The organism is Cryobacterium sp. TMT2-14, from assembly GCF_004402465.1.
Lineage (GTDB): Bacteria > Actinomycetota > Actinomycetes > Actinomycetales > Microbacteriaceae > Cryobacterium > Cryobacterium sandaracinum.
The window spans coordinates 1-17,792 of record NZ_SOFV01000024.1 but is presented as its reverse complement, the minus strand read 5'-3'; the positions used below and the strand labels follow the sequence as shown (position 1 = coordinate 17,792).

The 17,792-nt window shown below is 67.2% G+C and carries 14 protein-coding genes; 4 read left to right on the top strand and 10 right to left on the bottom strand.

All coding sequences use genetic code 11. From position 1 onward, the window contains the following. Positions 1–6 precede the first annotated feature (6 nt). The 6 genes from E3O28_RS09570 to E3O28_RS09550 all read right to left on the bottom strand — a co-directional run bounded on the left by E3O28_RS09570 (position 7) and on the right by E3O28_RS09550 (position 6,620). The gene (locus tag E3O28_RS09570; protein WP_134415762.1) at positions 7–1,194 is read right to left on the bottom strand and encodes a TIGR04053 family radical SAM/SPASM domain-containing protein; all 1,188 of its coding nucleotides are present in this window, start codon (positions 1,192–1,194) and stop codon (positions 7–9) included. Further along, on the bottom strand, positions 1,191–2,621 hold the full coding sequence (gene hemG, locus E3O28_RS09565; protein ID WP_134415760.1) for a protoporphyrinogen oxidase: 1,431 nt from the start codon (positions 2,619–2,621) through the stop codon (positions 1,191–1,193). The genes E3O28_RS09570 and hemG overlap by 4 nt, the downstream gene beginning before the upstream one ends. Before the next feature lie 192 nt (positions 2,622–2,813). Continuing rightward, entirely contained in the window at positions 2,814–4,229 is a 1,416-nt protein-coding gene (locus tag E3O28_RS09560) for an aminotransferase class V-fold PLP-dependent enzyme (RefSeq protein ID WP_134415758.1), read from the bottom strand. 467 nt (positions 4,230–4,696) lie between these two features. Further along, positions 4,697–4,927 carry a hypothetical protein gene (locus tag E3O28_RS09555; RefSeq protein WP_134342759.1) on the bottom strand — a complete coding sequence of 77 codons (231 nt, stop codon included), beginning with the start codon at positions 4,925–4,927 and terminating at the stop codon, positions 4,697–4,699. Positions 4,928–5,250: 323 nt separating this feature from the next. Beyond that, positions 5,251–5,406: a hypothetical protein gene (locus E3O28_RS16340; RefSeq protein ID WP_166784787.1), complete on the bottom strand. Its 156-nt coding sequence runs from the start codon at positions 5,404–5,406 to the stop codon at positions 5,251–5,253. A 185-nt stretch (positions 5,407–5,591) separates the two neighbouring features. Further along, on the bottom strand, positions 5,592–6,620 hold the full coding sequence (locus E3O28_RS09550; protein WP_104100603.1) for an NYN domain-containing protein: 1,029 nt from the start codon (positions 6,618–6,620) through the stop codon (positions 5,592–5,594). Positions 6,621–6,777: 157 nt separating this feature from the next. Between E3O28_RS09550 and E3O28_RS09545 the strand changes: the two genes are divergently transcribed. Continuing rightward, positions 6,778–7,596, top strand: a complete 819-nt coding sequence (locus E3O28_RS09545) for a pyruvate, water dikinase regulatory protein (protein WP_104194700.1) — start codon at positions 6,778–6,780, stop codon at positions 7,594–7,596. Positions 7,597–7,758: 162 nt separating this feature from the next. After that, positions 7,759–10,197, top strand: coding sequence for a phosphoenolpyruvate synthase (ppsA, locus tag E3O28_RS09540; protein WP_134415756.1), 2,439 nt, complete (start codon positions 7,759–7,761; stop codon positions 10,195–10,197). A 236-nt stretch (positions 10,198–10,433) separates the two neighbouring features. On the opposite strand, the gene E3O28_RS09535 is transcribed toward ppsA, so the two are convergent. The 3 genes from E3O28_RS09535 to E3O28_RS09525 all read right to left on the bottom strand — a co-directional run bounded on the left by E3O28_RS09535 (position 10,434) and on the right by E3O28_RS09525 (position 13,749). After that, positions 10,434–11,192: a TIGR03943 family protein gene (locus E3O28_RS09535; RefSeq protein WP_134415754.1), complete on the bottom strand. Its 759-nt coding sequence runs from the start codon at positions 11,190–11,192 to the stop codon at positions 10,434–10,436. Beyond that, positions 11,182–12,204, bottom strand: coding sequence for a permease (locus tag E3O28_RS09530; protein WP_134415752.1), 1,023 nt, complete (start codon positions 12,202–12,204; stop codon positions 11,182–11,184). Before E3O28_RS09530 ends, E3O28_RS09535 begins: the two co-directional genes overlap by 11 nt. 81 nt (positions 12,205–12,285) lie before the next feature. Next, positions 12,286–13,749 (bottom strand): hypothetical protein, encoded by a 1,464-nt coding sequence (locus tag E3O28_RS09525; protein WP_134415750.1) that lies wholly within the window; start codon positions 13,747–13,749, stop codon positions 12,286–12,288. Positions 13,750–14,079: 330 nt separating this feature from the next. On the opposite strand from E3O28_RS09525, the gene E3O28_RS09520 reads away from it, so the two are divergent. After that, a complete protein-coding gene (locus E3O28_RS09520; protein WP_134401991.1) occupies positions 14,080–14,802 on the top strand; it encodes an HAD-IA family hydrolase in 723 nt (240 codons plus the stop codon). Further along, positions 14,799–17,306 carry a glycosyl hydrolase family 65 protein gene (locus tag E3O28_RS09515; protein ID WP_104100610.1) on the top strand — a complete coding sequence of 836 codons (2,508 nt, stop codon included), beginning with the start codon at positions 14,799–14,801 and terminating at the stop codon, positions 17,304–17,306. Before E3O28_RS09520 ends, E3O28_RS09515 begins: the two co-directional genes overlap by 4 nt. Positions 17,307–17,499: 193 nt before the next feature. On the opposite strand, the gene E3O28_RS09510 is transcribed toward E3O28_RS09515, so the two are convergent. Then, on the bottom strand, positions 17,500–17,792 hold a 293-nt coding region (locus E3O28_RS09510), incomplete at its 5' end, for a transposase (protein ID WP_166784786.1).

Here is a 17,792-nt window from a genome sequence, read left to right as displayed (position 1 = left end):
TGGGACTCAGGCACCGACGTGGGCGCCGGCCGCGCCGGGCTGGAACGGGCAGGCCGGGTCTTCCCCCAGCGGATCGCCGCTCGACGCGAACGCGCGGGCTCGGGAGCCCCCGCACAGGTCCGCGTACTCACAGCTGCCGCAGCGGCCGGTGAACTCCGTGGCCCGGATCTGTTTGAGTAGCGGGTTGTCCCGATAGATCTCGGCCAGCGGGGTCGTGCACACGTTCCCGAGGCCGAGTGGCAGGAACCCGGCCGGGTAGACCTCGCCGTCGTAAGCCACGAAGACGATGCCCTTGCCGTCGCGGGTCGACGCGGTCTGCGCCCGCGGCAGGCCCGCGGGCGGCCCCATCAGGGCTTCCAGCCTCGCGGACAGGGTGTTGTACAGTGCGCTCATCGGTGCAGGGTCACCGGCGCGTCGGCGGGCGACGATTCGCCGGAAAAAGGGTGCCTCGACCGTGCGCACGATGAAGCCGTGCTGGGAGGCGTCGAAGAGGAAGTGGCAGATGTCTTCGTGCTCCGCTGGGCTGACGGCCTCGGTCGAGACGCCGCGGCCGACCTGGACGAGGAAGAAGACCTCCCAGATAGCGGCGCCGGCGTTCTTGATCAGGGCCGCGACATCTGCGAGCTCGTCGACATTGGCGCGCATGACGGTCGTGTTGACCTGGACGGTCAACCCCGCCGTGGCGAGAGCCCGGATCGCCGCCATGGTGTCGTCGAAGTGGCCCGGGATCCCGCGCACGCCCTCATGGGTCGCGGCGACGGCGCCGTCAAGGCTGATCGACACCGCCTTGACCCCGCTCGCCACGATCCGTTCGATCATCTGCGGAGTGAGACTCGGCGTGACCGACGGGGACAGCGCCGTCGGCAGTCCAAGGCCGGTGGCGTAGTCGACGAGTTCGAACAGGTCAGGGCGCATCAGGCAGTCGCCGCCGGTGAGCACCAGGATCGGGTACGGCCGGCCGAATCCGGCCACCTGGTCAATCAGGTCTTTGCCCGCTGCCGTGGTCAGCTCGCCCGGTAGGGCTTGCATCGTGGCGCTGGCCCGGCAGTGTTTGCAGGCAAGCGGGCAGGCGCGGGTGGTTTCCCAGAACACCAGCATCGGGCGCTGCGCGTAGTCCGGGCCCTTTCCACGGCGGGCGGTCGGCAGGGTCGGCAACACGGCGGTCTCGCCGAGGGGGATGCTGAGCCCGCTCATGCGGGCACCTCGCTCGCGGGACGCGCATCGGTCAGAAGCTGCGCGAGCTTGTCGGCGGTGCGCTCGGCATCGGCCACGCAGCTGGCCAGCCCGACCCCCCGGTAGGCGGAACCGGTCAGGTAGAGCCCCGGCAGCCGACCCAGAGCCATCTCCGCGGCGGCGAGCCGGCCCTGATGGCCGACGATGTACTGCGGCATCGCCTGCAGCCAGCGCTCGATGTGCTGCTCGGTCGGGCGCCCGGTCAGACCCATGGCCTCGACGAGTTCGGCGTGCACCTGGCTGACCAGGGTGTCCTCATCGAGGTCCATCCAGCGCTGGTCGCGGCGCCTGCCCACCATGCAGCGGATGATCATGGTCGTGTCATCGGCGAGGTGCGGCCACTTGGCGCTGGACCAGGTGCAGCCGACAATGAGTTTGCCTTCCTCCGGCGGCACCAGGAAGCCCGTGCCGACGAGGTTGTGGGCGACGGCGGAGCGCGGATAGGCCAAGCAGATCGTGGCAACATCGACGTAGGGAATACCCGCCAGCGCGGCGGCCAGGTCGGGGGCTTCCTTGCGCACCATGTCCGCCGCAGCGAACGCGGGAGTGGCGAGCACCACCGCGTCGGCCTCGAGCATCGTGCCATCGCTCAGCTTCACCTCATAGCCGGCGGTGCCGCGCGACACGGAGACGACCGCCGTACCGAGGCGCACATCGTCGCCCACGACGTGGATGGCCAGTGCGTCGATCAACCGGGCGAGTCCCCCACGGAGGGTGACGAGGACCGCGCCTCCTGCTCCGGCGGGCTTGGGTGGGGCATTCCGGCGTCGGCGCCGCAGTCCGAGGTAGAGGCTGCGATTGCCGCGGGCGAGAGCGTCGATGTCAGGCGCGGTGCTCCGAGCACTGAGCTCGTCGGCCCTGCCGGCATGCACACCGCCGAGCAGCGGATCGACGAGGCGGTCGAACACCTGCCCGCCCATCCTCGGGCGAACGATTTCGGCGATTGTGGGGTCGTCTGGCAATCCCGCCGGGGCCGCCTTCACGAGGTCCAGGGCCGCACGGCCCAGGCCGAGCGGGGACAGCAGTCGGGATTTCATCAGGGGCAGCAGCCGATCGGGGATGCCGAAGAGGGTGCCGGCCGGGAGCCGTCGCAGCTTACCGCGCGACCAGATGCGTGCGCCGGACCCGGCGGGGGCCACGACGAGGTCGCTGACCCCGAGATCCTCGATGAGGGCTGCCACCACGGGTGCCCGCACCATCAGCGCGTCAGGTCCGACGTCAACGAGGTGCCCGCCGAATTGCTCAGTGGAGATCTTGCCTCCCAACCGCGCCCCACCCTCAACCAGAGTGAGACGCACCCCGTCGCCAAGCCGGCGGTGCAGGTAGTGTGCTGTCGCCAATCCGCTGATTCCGCCGCCGACGATGACGACCCGTGGTTGAGCGAGCATTCGACATACCTCCAGTTGCCGGTGAATCCGGGGCAACCGGCAACCTGTGGCAATCCTTGTTACTTCGATCCTACGACCGTCGTCTCCAGCGGCTTCTCGCGGGCCGTCGGTGGCGGCCGCCGATCGGAGCACGAATCGCCGCCCGGACCGGGCCCGGGCCAGCCCTGGAATCAGCCCGGACCACGGCCGTATTCACGCCTTCTCATATTCCGTCGGACGGTTGCGCGCGACCGCCGCGCAGGCCCGTTCGACGGCAGCCACGGATGCGGCGACGTCGTCCGCATCCGTCGACCAGTTGCTCACGGAGACCCGCAGCACATCCCGGTCCTGCCAACGCGAACCCGACATCCAGGCGGTTCCCTCCTTGAGTAGTTCTTCCGTCACCCGTCGGGTGCGCTCGTCGTCGCCGAAGCTGACGCAGACCTGGGTGAAGACCACGTCGTTGAGCACCTCGGCGCCGGTGATGCGACCCAGTCCGTCGGCGATGGCCCGGGCGTGATCGGCCAGCCGCTCCACCAGCATCACGGTGCCCGATCGGCCCAGGGAGCGCAGAGCCGCCCAGACCGGAACGCCGCGCGCCCGGCGCGACAGCTCGGGCACCTTTTCGTAGGGGTCACCCGGACCGGTCTCATCGGCGAACAGGTAGCTCGTGTGCACCCCGAAGGTGGACCGCAGCTCGGCGGGCCTGGCCACGATGGCCATGCCACAGTCGTAGGGCACTTGGAGTGTCTTGTGCGCGTCGGTGGCCCAGGAATCGGCGGTGTCGAGGCCTGCCAGCTGCTCGCGGTAGCGCGGGCTCACTGCGGCCCAGAGGCCGAAGGCGCCGTCGACGTGCACCCAGGCACCATGCTGGTGGGCGAGGTCGGTGAGTTCACCGACCGGGTCGAAGGCGCCGGAGTGCACATTGCCGGCCTGAAGGCAGACGATCGCGGGGCCAGTGCCCTGGTTGAGCACGGCCGCCAGGGCCTCGGGGAGCATGCGGCCCTGGTCGTCGGCCGGGACGACAATGGGGGCGCCGAGTCCCAGGTAGCGCAGGGCCAGGTCAATCACCGCGTGGCGCTCATCGCCCACGTAGACGGCGACGCGGGGCGCCCCGGCCAGACCGGCGATCGCGACGTCCCAGCCGGCGCCGCCGAGCACATGATCGCGTCCGGCCGCCAAACCCACGAAGTTCGCCATGGTGGCCCCGGTGGTGAAGCCCACGTCGGCGCCGTCCGGCAGACCCAGCAGATCGAGGATCCAGCCGCCGGCGGCCTCCTCGGCGGCGGCCGTGGCCGGGGTCGCGAAGCGCATGCCGGCGTTCTGGTCCCACGCGCTGACCAGCCAGTCGGCTGCCAGGGCTGCCGGCAACGTGCCGCCGATCACCCAGCCGAAAAAGCGGCCGGACGTCATCGCCATCAGCCCCGGTTCGGCCAGCCGGGCCAGCTCGTCGATCACCTCCGCCGGGTCCGTCGGCTGCAGCGGCAGCGGCGCTGCGAAGCCCGCGGCGAGGGTGTCGGCGTCGACGCGTGGCCCCACGGGCCGGGTGGGCAGGGAGGAGAGCCAGTCCAGGGCATGGGCTTTCGCTCGCTCCAGGGCCTGACGATAGTCATCCGGGTCAGCAGACATGCCGAGATTTTATGCCCGCCGGGAGACCACCGAAAGAGCGCTGTTTTCCGGGCGCGGGTCGTCGCTGGCGAGGATGACCCATCGGAGGCGATCGCGACCCCCGTCCCGGCTCCGACGGCGATGCCCCCGTCGGCCTGCGTCGGCGAACACGCGGTCGATGCCCGGTTCCGCGGCGACCGTACGGTTTTGTTCCGACATGGGGGCTCGTCCAGCCGAAATTCAGCCCATCCGCCGTACCGTGGTCAATGGAGTTCCCCCACTCCAAACGAATCGGCCCCGGCAGATTCCTCGCCTCCCCCCGGCGCGGTGAAGCCGGGGCTTTTTCGTGGAGGTCAGCGAACTCCCTTGAACAAATCACGGCCGATCGGCTCTCGCGACCGCTCTGAGAATCAGAGTCGCACTTCCCCCGGTTGGGGCGGCTCTGGGGTGACGCGCAGACCGGCGGGTGTGTTCGAGATGCGGACGAGTTACTCCACCCTTGCCCGGTTCAGGAGAGGTTCTTTGCTGCCTTGAAAGTTGAACTGCAACGGGATGGTGGGGTGGATCCAGATGGAGCTGTGGCCGCTGCCAGCCGCCGCTGTGTACTCCCAGGAGAAAGAGAAGCTCTCCCCTCGACGCACCTTGGCGAGGATGACGATCTTGAGCTGCGAGACCCCGATCATCGAACTCGACAATGACAGAGGGATTTCCGTAGACAAATTCGCCCATGATTATTGTCCGAGTCCCACGTCGATGTCGCCCATCATGGCATCGAAGTCCTTCGCTGTTGCCTCTGCGTCCCCGTTTTTTTCCACAGTTCCTTTGATGCCCACTTCCGGCAGCTGCGGGACGGGAAAACGACGTGCCTCCTCTTCTACACCGTCGCCGACATCGGCGATATCCCTGGCCCCGAAGCCACGGCGGGTGTTGTTCGGGACGCTCCAGCGCCCTGCACGGAGCAGAAGGCCCCTTGCGCGAAGCGTAGGGGGCCTCCTGTACGGACGCCGCGTCAAGGGCAGATCCGGTCCGTGCACCGAGTCAGTTAGCGGCGGTTGTCGCGCTCGTCACGGTCGCAGTTCTCACGGCTTCCCGATTTGTTCGGGCCGCGGCTAATCATGTAACCGATGGTGAGGAGCGTGGCGGACAGCCAGGCGGAGCTGGCCCCGAAACCCTGCCCGTCGTCCCCGTTATCGACCATGGCGGAAGCGATGAACGCGCGAGGAGAATCAGCATTCAGGCGCTGAATTCGGTCGTCTTGAAAGCAGCCTTCGTCTCGGTCGAAACGCTCACGGGCTCAGATCACACCGCTGTCTGTGTTCGACGGAACCTGGTTCTGACACACCACGCGTTGCTCCTGCTCGGCGCCGGACCGCACGGACCGACTCAGCGTCCGGCGTTCGCCTCCGGGCGCAGACGGATGAGCCGATGCGGGCCATCTTCCTGCAGCTCGGCCACCTCGCTGCGCGAGGAGAGGAAGTCGGTGAAGGAACGGAAGCCGAGCGGTTTTTCGTTGAACGAGGGGTCCATCCGGCGCATCTGGTTCTTCACCGTGCCGGTGTTCAGCCACTCGTCGTCGTCGCCCTTTGCGTGCCCGATCTGCAGGGCACGCACGAGGAGCTCCGACGCGATTGTCTGAGGGTCGATGTCCTCGGCCGGTTCCGGCTCCGGCTCGTCGAATTGCGAACTTGTGGTGTGCGAGAACATCGGGATCGTCGTCAGGGTGCGGGCTTTGACGGGCACCGTCTTGGGTGGCACGGTCGCGGGTTCTGCGGCCTTCCTGCCCGACGGGGGCTTCTGCACGAGCGCCACGGGGGCGGGCGCGGCGGCGGCGACCTTCGCTATGCCGGGGAGAGAGTCATAGTCTTCGAATTCGTCGCACGCAGCCGCGAGAGAGGTGCTGGTCGACCCGGCCACTCCGATGCCCACCACGAAGCGACCGAGACGTTTCGACTTCTGGGCGAGGGCGATGTAATCCGAGTCACCGGCGACGATGATGACGTGGGTGAGGTCGGGCAGCCGGAAGAGGTCTTCGACCACGTCGACGGCAAGACGGATGTCCGCCCCGTTCTTCGTTCCCCGCGTGGTCGTGGTGAATAGCTGGGTGAGGTCAACCGCTCGGGACATGAGCTGGCGTTGGTAGCTCGCATTCACGGGCACGGACCAGTCGGCGTACGCGCGATTGACAACCAGCGTGCCGAACGACGCGGCGAAATCAATGATCGCGTTGAAGTCGACCGTCGCGGCGTTCAGCTTCGCGGCAACCTCGGGCTCGGCATCCGCGCTCGATCTGTCGAAATTACGGATGCCATCGCGCTGGAAGGCATTTCGTCCGTGTAGTTGCTGATAGCGAGAGACGACGATGTTGTCGAAGTCGATGTAGAGGCCGACGCGTGCATCATTCGGTTCAGTCATGGTGGGTTCCTTAGCTACCGGGCGGACGAATCAGTCGCAACCCCAGACTCAAGTCTGCTGCGCACGATGCGACGACGGCAACTCGCGGAATCGACTGCGGCGCTCAGTACGCGCGCACCGATCCGCGCCGAGCCTGCCGGGAGGTACACAATGAGGTATGGCCACTGACGATCCATGCCCGGTTTTCTTTCTCTCGGATAGCACCGGAATCACGGCGGAAACGCTCGGGAGCACCCTCCTGTCCCAGTTCCCCACCGTGGAGTTCGACCGCACGACGATCCCGTTCATCCTGAATGTGGACCAGGCCCAGGCCGTGGTCGACCTGATCGACGCTCTGGTGGAGCGCGGCCAGAAGCCGATCGTATTCTCCACGGCCGTGACCAGCGACATCCGCCGCACCCTCGGCACCTGCACGGCCACCCTGATCGACCTGCTCGGAACCTATCTCGGCGAGCTCGAGGAGACCCTGGCGACGCAGGCCAGCAACGAACCAGGGCGCGCCCACGGCCTCGGCAACGCCGCCCGCTATCAGTCCCGCATGACGGCCGTCGAATACGCGATGGAGCACGATGACGGCCAGAGCCTGCGAGCGCTCGAGAAGGCGCAGCTGATCCTGGTGGCCCCGTCGCGCTGCGGCAAGACCCCCACCACGATGTACCTGGCGCTGCAGCACGGCATCTTCGCGGCGAACTTTCCTCTCGTCGACGAGGACTTCGAGCGGGAGGGTCTCCCCAAGCCACTGCGACCGTTCGTGGACAAGTGCTTCGGGCTCACCACCAATCCCCTGCGCCTGAGCCAGGTGCGCACCCAGCGCCGGGAAGGTTCGCCCTACGCGTCCCTGCGGCAGTGCGGGTTCGAGCTGCGCAGTGCGGAGCGACTCTATGCCTCCCACGGAATCCCATTCCTCAACTCGGCGAGCATGTCCGTGGAGGAGATGTCGGCCATGATTCTGCAGCAAATGAACCTCAAGCGCTGACTCACATTCAAAACGCAGACAAGTGAACATGTCAATCAAGTAAACAAATTGCGCTCAGGCCGGATAGACCTGTCACTATGGGAACAGGGCGCTTATCCATGAGGTGAGCCTCCTCACCTCGTGGCCTCACCTCTGGTCGCACACTGCAAGGGAGCAGAACACATGACGACAGACATCCTCTGGTTTTCCGAAATCGGACTCACGGACCTGGACCGGGTGGGCGGCAAGAACGCTTCCCTGGGCGAAATGGTGCAGAATCTGACGTCGGCCGGCGTCAAGGTGCCCGACGGATTCGCCACCACCGCGGACTCCTACCGCCGGTTCCTGTCCGATTCCGGTTTGGACCAGCGGATCATCGAGCGCCTGCGGGGCCTCGACATCGACGACGTCACCGCGCTGGCAGCGGCCGGCAAGGAAATCCGCGGCCTGATGCGTGACACGCCCTTCCTGCCCGAGTTCGAGTCCCAGATCCGGGCCGCCTACACGGCCCTGGTCCTGAAGCACGGCGGCTCCGACGACATTTCCTGGGCGGTGCGTTCCAGCGCCACCGCCGAGGACCTTCCGGATGCGTCCTTCGCCGGTCAGCAGGAGACGTTCCTGAATGTGCGCGGAATCGAGAACATCCTGCCGGCCATCAAGGATGTCTTCGCCTCCCTCTACAACGACCGGGCGATCGCCTACCGGGTGCACCACGATTTCGAGCACGCCGAGGTGGCGCTGTCGGCCGGGATCCAGCGCATGGTGCGCTCGGACATCGGCTCCTCCGGGGTCATGTTCACGATGGACACCGAATCCGGCTTCCGCGACGCGGTCTTCATCACCTCCTCCTACGGTCTGGGCGAGGCCGTCGTGCAGGGCGCCGTCAACCCCGACGAGTTCTACGTCTACAAGCCGGCACTCGAGGCCGGCCGTCCCGCCATCCTCAAGCGCACCCTCGGCGAGAAGGCGCTGCAGATGACCTTCACGAAGAACCGTGAAATCGGCCGCACGATCGACTTCGTTCCCGTGGACGTCGACCTGCGCAACCTGTTCAGCATCACCGATGCCGACGTGGAGGAGCTGGCCCGCCACGCCCTCTCGATCGAGGCGCACTACGGACGCCCGATGGACATCGAGTGGGGCAAAGACGGCATCGACGGCGGCATCTACATCCTGCAGGCCCGCCCGGAGACGGTTCAGTCGCGAGCGACCGCGGTGTCCCAGAGCCGGTTCAAGATGAACGAGACCGGTAAGATCCTGGTCGAGGGCCGCGCCATCGGCCAGCGGATCGGCGCCGGAAGCGTGCGCATCCTCTCGTCCATCGACCAGATGGCGAGCTTTGCCACCGGCGACGTGCTCGTCGCGGACATGACCGACCCCGACTGGGAACCGATCATGAAGCGCGCCAGCGCCATCGTGACCAACCGCGGCGGCCGCACCTGCCATGCCGCGATCATCGCCCGCGAACTCGGCATTCCCGCGGTCGTCGGCACCGGGACCGCCACCGACATCCTCTCCGACGGCCTCGAAGTCACGGTGTCCTGCGCCGAGGGTGAGGCGGGCCTGATCTACGAAGGGCTGCTCGACTTCGGCATCGAGGAGACCGCGCTCACCACCCTGCCGCCGGCCCCGGTGAAGGTCATGATGAATGTCGGCACCCCGGAGCAGGCGTTCACGTTCGCCCAGCTGCCCAACCACGGCGTGGGTCTCGCCCGGCTCGAATTCATCATCAACCGTCAGATCGGCATCCACCCCAAGGCCTTGCTCAACCTGGCCGACCAGCCCGCCGACGTGGCCCGCGAGATCAACACCCGCATCGCCGCCTACGGCAATCCGCGCGACTACTACATCAAGCGCCTGGCCGAGGGCGTGTCCACGATCGCGGCCGCCTTCGCGCCGGAGACCGTGATCGTGCGGATGAGCGATTTCAAGTCCAACGAGTACGCCAACCTCATCGGCGGACCGGCCTACGAGCCGCACGAAGAGAACCCGATGCTCGGGTTCCGCGGGGCGTCCCGCTACCTCGAGCCCTCGTTCCGGGACTGCTTCGACCTCGAATGCGAGGCGCTCTCATTCGTGCGAAACGAGATGGGGCTGACCAACGTCAAGCTGATGATCCCCTTCGTGCGCACCCTGGACGAGGCCGCGGGCGTTATTGAACTGCTCGCCGAGAACGGGCTGCGCCGTGGGGAGAACGGCCTTGAGATCGTCATGATGTGCGAGCTGCCGGCCAATGCGCTGCTCGCCGACGAGTTCCTGGACTACTTCGACGGGTTCTCCATCGGCTCCAACGACATGACGCAGCTGGCGCTCGGCCTCGACCGCGACTCGGCGATCGTCGCCGGCGGCTTCGACGAGCGCGACCCGGCCGTGAAGAAACTGCTCAGCATGGCGATCGCGGCCTGCAAGGCCCGCGGCAAGTATGTGGGCATTTGCGGTCAAGGCCCCAGCGACCACCCGGACTTTGCCGAGTGGCTCGTCGCCGAGGGCATCGACTCCGTGTCGCTGAACCCCGACACCGTGGTCGACACCTGGCTGCGGCTCGCCGGCGTGACCGCGGGCAGCAACCACTTCGGCACGGATGACGCCGCCACCGACCCCAAGGATGCCTCGGCCGCCTGATCGGGGGTCGAGCTCGCCGAGCCCCGCGGGCGGCGCCCGAATCACCCGGGAACGTGCCACGCAGCTCGGCGCACTCCGGGCATCCGTCGTCGGTGCCTAAACTCGGGGCTTTTCACGACACGCCGCGAGATCAGGCTGGGGTGACCCAGCCGGCGTTTCGGCAATTTCTCCGAGTTTGCGTAGCGACGGATGCAGCGGGCACCGGGCGTCAGAGCGGCCCGATCAGCTTGCCGGCGTCAGTAGACGTACGGCTGGGCGGGCTGGTCCGTGGGCGTGATCTCGCTCGGAACAAGGGCGATGGTCTCATCGCTGCGGATGCTCGGGTTGGTGTTGAAACCGCTCTCGATGGCAACCCAGCTGTCGGTCGGGAATTCGTCCTGCCAGCCGGGGTAGTAGACGGGGATGCCGACCGGCTGCGCGTCGACCGCGCAGCAGGACACGACGAAGCGGGCCACGAAGAACACGTTCTCGGGGTCGCTCGTGTCGGGCGTGACGAACCCGGTCACGGTCGCGGTCTTGTCGGCGAAGAAGTCCTCGCCGGCGCCTTGGCGCAGCAGCGAGGACCAGTCCCGCACGGTGAAGGTCGAGTAGTCGCCGCCGACGAGGTCGCTCGCCTCTTTCTGCGTGATGAGCGAGGTCGAGCCGTTCAGGTCGCGCTTGGCGACCGTGGCCGTGGTCAGGGTCGCCGGCGGCAACACCAGGAGGCCCACGGTGGCCGCGACGATGATCAGGATGCTGCCGGCCGGCCAGAGCCACGCCCAGCGTCCTCCGTCGTCCTCAGGCAGCTCGTGCTCGTCTTCGGCTGCGGGCAGGAGAGCGAATGCGGCCACCACCAGCGCGGCGGCGATCACGGCCATCACCATGGTGAACACGAAGTACCGGGGGTGGATGTAGAGCCCGAGCTGCCCGCTGACCCCCAGGTAGACCGTGGCCACAATGCCCACGATGCTGAGAAGCGCGCCCTGCCAGCGCCGCAGGAGCCGTCTAAACGACATAGTTGATCGCCAATCCGAGAACCGCGGAGCAGAGAGCCACAATCAGGGTGAGCTGCATCAGGGTCTTGGCCGTGAAGGTCGTGCGCAGCAGGGCCAGCATCTTGATGTCGATCATCGGGCCGAAGACCAGGAAGGCCACGATGGCACCGGGCATGAACGTCGCACCGAACGAGAGGACGAAGAAGGCGTCGACGTTGGAGCAGATCGAAACCACGAAGGCCAGGGCCATCAGCGCCAGCACGGACCAGACCGGGTGGCTGCCGAGCGTCACGAGCACCTCGCGAGAGACGGCGGTCTGGATCAGCCCGGCCAGTCCGGCGCCGATAAAGAGCGCCGGCAACATCGCGCTGGTCTCCTTCGTGAACAGGCCGGCGCTGCGCTTGATCTTCCCGTCGGCCGCGTCATGGTGGTCGCCGAGTGCACAGGCATCCTGAAACCGGGGAGCGAGCAGGGACTCGGGTTTCGGGTGCCGGCTGTAGATGTAGCCGATCAGGTTGGCGATCAGGAATCCGCCGGCGATGCGCCAGACCAGGATGCCACTGTCCCAACCGAAGGCCTGCTGGGTGGTGATGCTGGTCACCGGGTTGAGGATCGGGGCCGCGAAGAGGAACGTCATCGATTCGCCGACCGTCAGCCCCTTGGCGATCAGGCCGCGCGCCAGAGGCACATTGCCGCACTCGCAAACCGGCAGCAGCATGCCCAGCAGCGAGAGTACGACCTGCCGGGCGACCGGGTTCTTCGGCAGGCGCCGCAGCAGGAACCCCTCCGGCAGCCAGGTCTGCACCACGATCGACAGCACGATGCCGAGGAAGACGAACGGCAGCGACTCGATCACCACGCTGATCGACAGGGTGACGAAGTCGCGGAAGGTGTCCGCCAGGGTGTCGGCAGGGGCCGACGGAGCAAACACGCGCAGCAGGATCACCAGCCCGATGATGACGAGGCCGACGGAGAAGCCGCGGCCGGGCCTCCGGCGCGCGGTGAAGGGCCGCGCGGCGATGGTCTGACTCATGGGTATATCTTGTCCTGTTTCGACTCGGTTGCGCTCGGGACAGGAAGCCATCGGCAGGAGGTTGGCGGGGGTATCCCTCGGTTAGCCGCACCAATCAGGGAGAAAACCGGACACGCTACGGCTGCTGGTGCCGCGGTCGAGGTCTACCAGGGTGGTCGTCATGCCCGAGAACGCGGGCAGGGTCGGGTAGTAGTCGCCGAGGCCGGCCGCCGGGATCGTCTCCACCGCGAGGTACTGGCCGTTCGGCGAGACGCAGAAGTCCCGCACGCGCGACGCGTCCGACGCGGGAGTGAACGCGACGCTCGAGTCGGCGGCGTCGGTGACGGCGATCAGGTAAGCCAGCTGGTTGCTGTCGCCGGTCTCCTGCAGAAACAGGCGGGCGTAGCGCCCCTGCTCGGTGAGGAGCACGAGCTTGCCGGGGTAGGCGCTCGCTTCGAGCAGGCTGGGCGCGAGGTCGAGTGTGGTCACGGCACCGTCGGCGAGGTCGATCGTCGAGCCTTGGTCGGGGTCGGCGACGACGAGCGCGCGGGTGCCGGGAACGAATCCGCGCATCTCGTCGTGCTCGCCCAACGGGGTCAGCACGGCGTCGCCGAGCATGTCGATCAGGAACAGAGTCTGCCCGGCGTTCTGCACGACGAGAGAGGTGCTGTCCGGCACGAAGCGCAGGTCCATCACCGTCATCGGCAGGCCGTCCACCCCGGTGACCTCGGCCGGGAGGCCCGAGTACTCGGTCAGGTCGTAGACGAAGGGGGTGCGGTCGTAGCGGCGCCCCGCCGTCTCCGGGGCGCTGGTGAAGGTGTACGCGATCAGGGTTTTCGATGGGGAGGCCGCCAGGTTCTCGATCACGCCCGCGCCCGGCACGGGCACCTGCACGTTGTCCCCGCCCCCGAACGAGACCACCTCGAGGGTGGCCGTGTCGTCTTCGGCGAGCGTGACGGCGGCGAGGTGGTTCTCCAGGGCGACATACTGCTGGATGCGCGGGGCGCTGAACACGATGTCTCCGTCGCCCCGGCCCTGCAGGGTCGTTCGGCGCACGGTGTCGGGCCGCTTCGCACCGGCGTCATCCACCCGGCTGTCGCGCTGCAGCGCATAGATGTCGACGTCCGGGGTCGTGAACTCGTATTCCAGGGTGGCGGTGGCGTCCTGGGTGATGCTCGCGACATCCGTCACCGTCACCGTATAGACGGTGTTGTAGCGCAGGATGCCGGCGAACTCCACCGTCAGGGCGCGGTCGGCGACACGGGCGGAGACCTCTGTAGCCGGGGATACCGCCACCTGGCCGGCTTGGACCTCGGCCAGCGGCTGGTTCGCGGTGAGCAGCAGGCGCGCGTTGCCACGCGTGACGGCGGCGTCGAGGTTGATCTCGGCGGAGGCCAGGCGGGGACCCTGGCTGAAGTTGGCCATCGCGAGGCCCGCCACCAGCAGGACGAGAACCGCGACCGTGACCGAGAAGAGCTGTCGGAAACGCCGGCCCGCCAGCCGCGCGGAGCGCGATCGATTCGCGGACGCGGGTGCGGCCGAGAGCGCGCTCCGTTCTTGGTTCATCCTGCCAATAGTATCGGCCGATTTTCCGGGCGCGCCGGAGACCGGGGGATCAGGGCCGCGCAACCGGAGAAATCGGCGCAACGCCGTCGGGGGCATAAGATCGGGGGGAGTATTCAGGCGTATGCAGTCCTAGCCCTGGTCCGCAGCGTCGTCAATCGCATTCCTCGCCGCGTTGGCGCACATCACGTCGATCCCCCGATCGAGATCGTGATCATTTGACCGCTTCGATCAGACCTCCCACTGTCTCAGGACCTACCAAGCAAGGCATCAGTTATGACTTCTACGCGATTCCCCCTGTCGCGCGCGGAAACGCGCGCCCGGCTCCTGTCCATGCGCGGTGTACTCTTCGACCTCGACGGGGTGCTCACGCCCACCGCCGATGTTCACATGGCCGCCTGGTCGCGCCTGTTCACCCGCTTTCTCGAGGACCAGGGAGTGAGCCCCGCCTACAGCGAGGCCGACTACTTCCAGTACATCGATGGCAAGCCCCGCTATGACGGCGTGCGGTCGCTGCTCGCCTCCCGGGGCATCCAGCTGCCCGACGGCGACCCGACGGACGCCCCGGAGCGCAACACCGTCTGCGGCCTCGGCAACCGCAAGAACGAGGCCTTCAACGAGACCCTCGCCGAAAGCGGTGTCACGCCCTACCCGGGATCGATCGAGTTCCTCGACTACGTCGTGGCCGCCGGCCTCGCCGTGGCCGTCGTCACCAGCTCGCGCAACGGGGAGAAGACCCTCGCGGCAGCCGGCATTCGCGGACGCTTCGAAATCGTCGTCGACGGCCTGCTCTCGGCCGAGCGTGGTCTGGCCGGCAAGCCGGCCCCCGACACCTATGAGCTCGGCGCGGCACTCCTCGGCCTCGATGCGGTCCAGTGCGTCGTCGTCGAAGACGCGCACTCGGGCATCCAGGCCGGTCGCGCCGGCAACTTCGGCCTCGTGCTCGGAGTGGACCGCGGCGTGGGCACGCAGACCCTGCTCGACGCCGGGGCCGACGTCGTCGTTACCGACCTGCACGAGCTGCTCCCCAACGTCGAAACGGAGGCCGGAGAATGAACCGGATCACCGACACGAACGACCCGCTCGACCGCAACCGATTTCCGATCGACGAGTGGGCCCTGGTCGAGAAGGACTTCTCGGGTGACGACATGGGACGCACCGAGACGCTGTTCGCCATCGGCAACGGGTACCTCGGCCTGCGCGGCAACGTGGACGAGGGCCGGGACGGCCACGCCCACGGCACGTTCATCAACGGGTTCCACGAGACCTGGCAGATCCGGCACGCGGAAGAGGCTTTCGGCTTCGCACGCGTCGGGCAGACGATCGTCAACGCGCCGGATGCCAAGATCATTCGCATTTACGTCGACGACGAGCCGCTCGTCCTGACCCTCGCGGATCTGCTCAGCTATGAGCGCCGCCTCGACTTCGCCGGCGGCATCCTCTCCCGATCCCTCGAATGGCGCACGCCCTCGGGCAAGCGCGTGCTGATCCAGTCGCGCCGCCTGGTGTCGTTCACGGAACGCCACCTCGCAATCCTCGAGTACGAGGTCACCATGCTGGACGCCGACGCGTCGGTCGTGATCTCCAGCCAGATCCTCAACCGCCAGGACGGCATCGGCGAGTACGACGCCCCGAAGCCCACCAACGGCAAGGACTTCGACCCGCGTAGGGCCGAGTCGTTCACCGACCGGGTGCTGCGCCCCCGCTTCAAACGGGCATCCGAGGGCCGCTACATCCTCGGCTTCCGCTGCACGAACTCGGGCATGACCATCGCCTGCGCCGCCGACCACCAGCTTGAGACGCTCAATGAGTACGACGAGGCCTCGCACATCGGCGACGACCTCGCCAAGCACGTCTACCGCATCAAGGCCAAGCAGGGCCAGTCCATCCGACTGACCAAGACCCTCAGCTACCACACCTCCACCGGCGTGCCCACGCACGAGCTCGCCGACCGGTGCGACCGCACGCTCGACCGCGCCGTCGCAGCCGGAACCGAGCAGTACGTCGCCGAGCAGCGCGACTGGCTCACCGCTTTCTGGGCGCGCACGGATGTCGAACTCGCCGGCCAGCCTGCCCTCCAGCAGGCCACCCGCTGGAACTTCTTCCAGCTCGCGCAGGCGTCCATGCGAGCCGACGGCCAGGGCGTGTCCGCGAAGGGCGTGTCCGGATCCGGCTACGGCGGTCACTATTTCTGGGACACGGAAGTGTACGTGCTCCCCTTCCTGACCTACACGTCACCGAACGCCGCGCGCAACGCGCTGCGGTTCCGGCACGCGATGCTCGAGCACGCCAGGATGCGCGCCACCGAACTGAACCAGCTGGGCGCGCTGTTCCCGTGGCGCACGATCAACGGCCTGGAGTCGTCCGCGTACTACGCCGCCGGCACCGCGCAGTATCACATCGACGCTGACATCTCCTATGCGCTGACCCAGTACGTGTCGGCCACCGGCGATGAGGACTTCCTCTCCCGCGAGGCCATCGACATCCTGGTGGAGACGGCGCGCATGTGGGCCGACCTCGGCTTCTGGCGCGGCAACGGCAACGACGTCTTCCACATTCACGGCGTTACCGGGCCCGACGAGTACACGACCGTCGTCAACGACAACCTCTACACGAACATCATGGCCCGCTCGAACCTGCGGGACGCGGTCACCAGTGTGCGCAGACTGCGCGAGGTCGACATCGCCTCCTACGACTTCATGGTCGCCCGCCTCGGACTCGGCGAGGCCGAGATCATCGAGTGGTCGTTCGCCGCGGAAGCAATGCACATCCCCTTTGACAAGACCCTGGGCATCCACCCGCAGGACGCGCAGTTCCTGGAGAAGGAACGTTGGGACCTCTCGCAGACGCCGCCCGCCAACCGCCCGCTGCTGCTGCACTACCACCCCCTCGTGATCTACCGCTTCCAGGTGCTCAAGCAGGCGGATGTCGTGCTCGCCCTCCTGCTGCAGGGTGACCAGTTCACGCCGGAGCAGAAACGTGCCGACTTCGACTACTACGACCCGATCACCACGGGTGACTCGACGCTGTCCGACGTCGTGCAGTCGATCATCGCGGCCGAGGTCGGCTACCACGAGCTGGCGCTCAAATACTTCACCTCGGGCCTGTTCGTCGACCTCGCCGATCTGCACCACAACGCGGCGGACGGCGTTCACGTGGCATCCGCCGGCGGTGTCTGGAGCGCGCTCGTCTACGGCTTCGGCGGCATGCGCGACCACGGCGGCAAGATCACCCTCGACCCGCGACTGCCTGAGACCTGGGAGGCGCTGACCTTCCGCGTCACGCTCCGGGGAACCCGGCTGCGCGTGGACGTGCGGCAGAGCGAGGTCAACCTCACGATCGAGGAGGGCGTCGACGTCATGCTGTCCGTGCGCGGTGTTTCCGTCATCGTGCGGATGGGCCTGCCCATCACGGTCGCGCTGACCCACCAGGGCCCGCGCGACCCGGGAGCACCCTCTCGGACCTTGGTCGAGGGCGGGCGACGGGCCGACGGCACCGTCATCACGTCCTCGATCCCGACGATCGCGCACACCACCGAGTTCCTGGAGCCGAACGACTAGTTCGCTTCCGCGGGGAGGGCCACGGCACATCGTCGGGGGCCCTCCCTCGTTTCTAGCCCTGGCCCTGGCCCCGGCCCCTCGTCCGTCACTCTGGCAATAACCAATTCGACGGAGATTTCGCGATAGTGACCGCATTTCACATGAAATAGGTCGATTTTCGTCAAAATCTCGGCTCTCCTGCTGCTTCTGTGGGTTAAACCCGGCCGGGGAGCACTGGTTTGTGGCCGCCGAGGCTGAGCATGGCGAGGGCGATGAGGGCGTCGGGTGATTTGAAGCCGAAGGCGATTCGGGTGAGTAGTCGGATCTTGGTGTTCATGGATTCGATGCGGCCGTTGGAGAGGCCGTGCTCGATCGATGCAAGGATCGCGGCCCGGTGCTTGACGATGAAGCGTTGGAGTTTCACGAACGACGGGATTCGGCTGCGGCGTGCCCATCCGACCCACTTGTCCAGGGCCTCGGCGGCTTCGTCGCGGGGCAGCTTGAAGA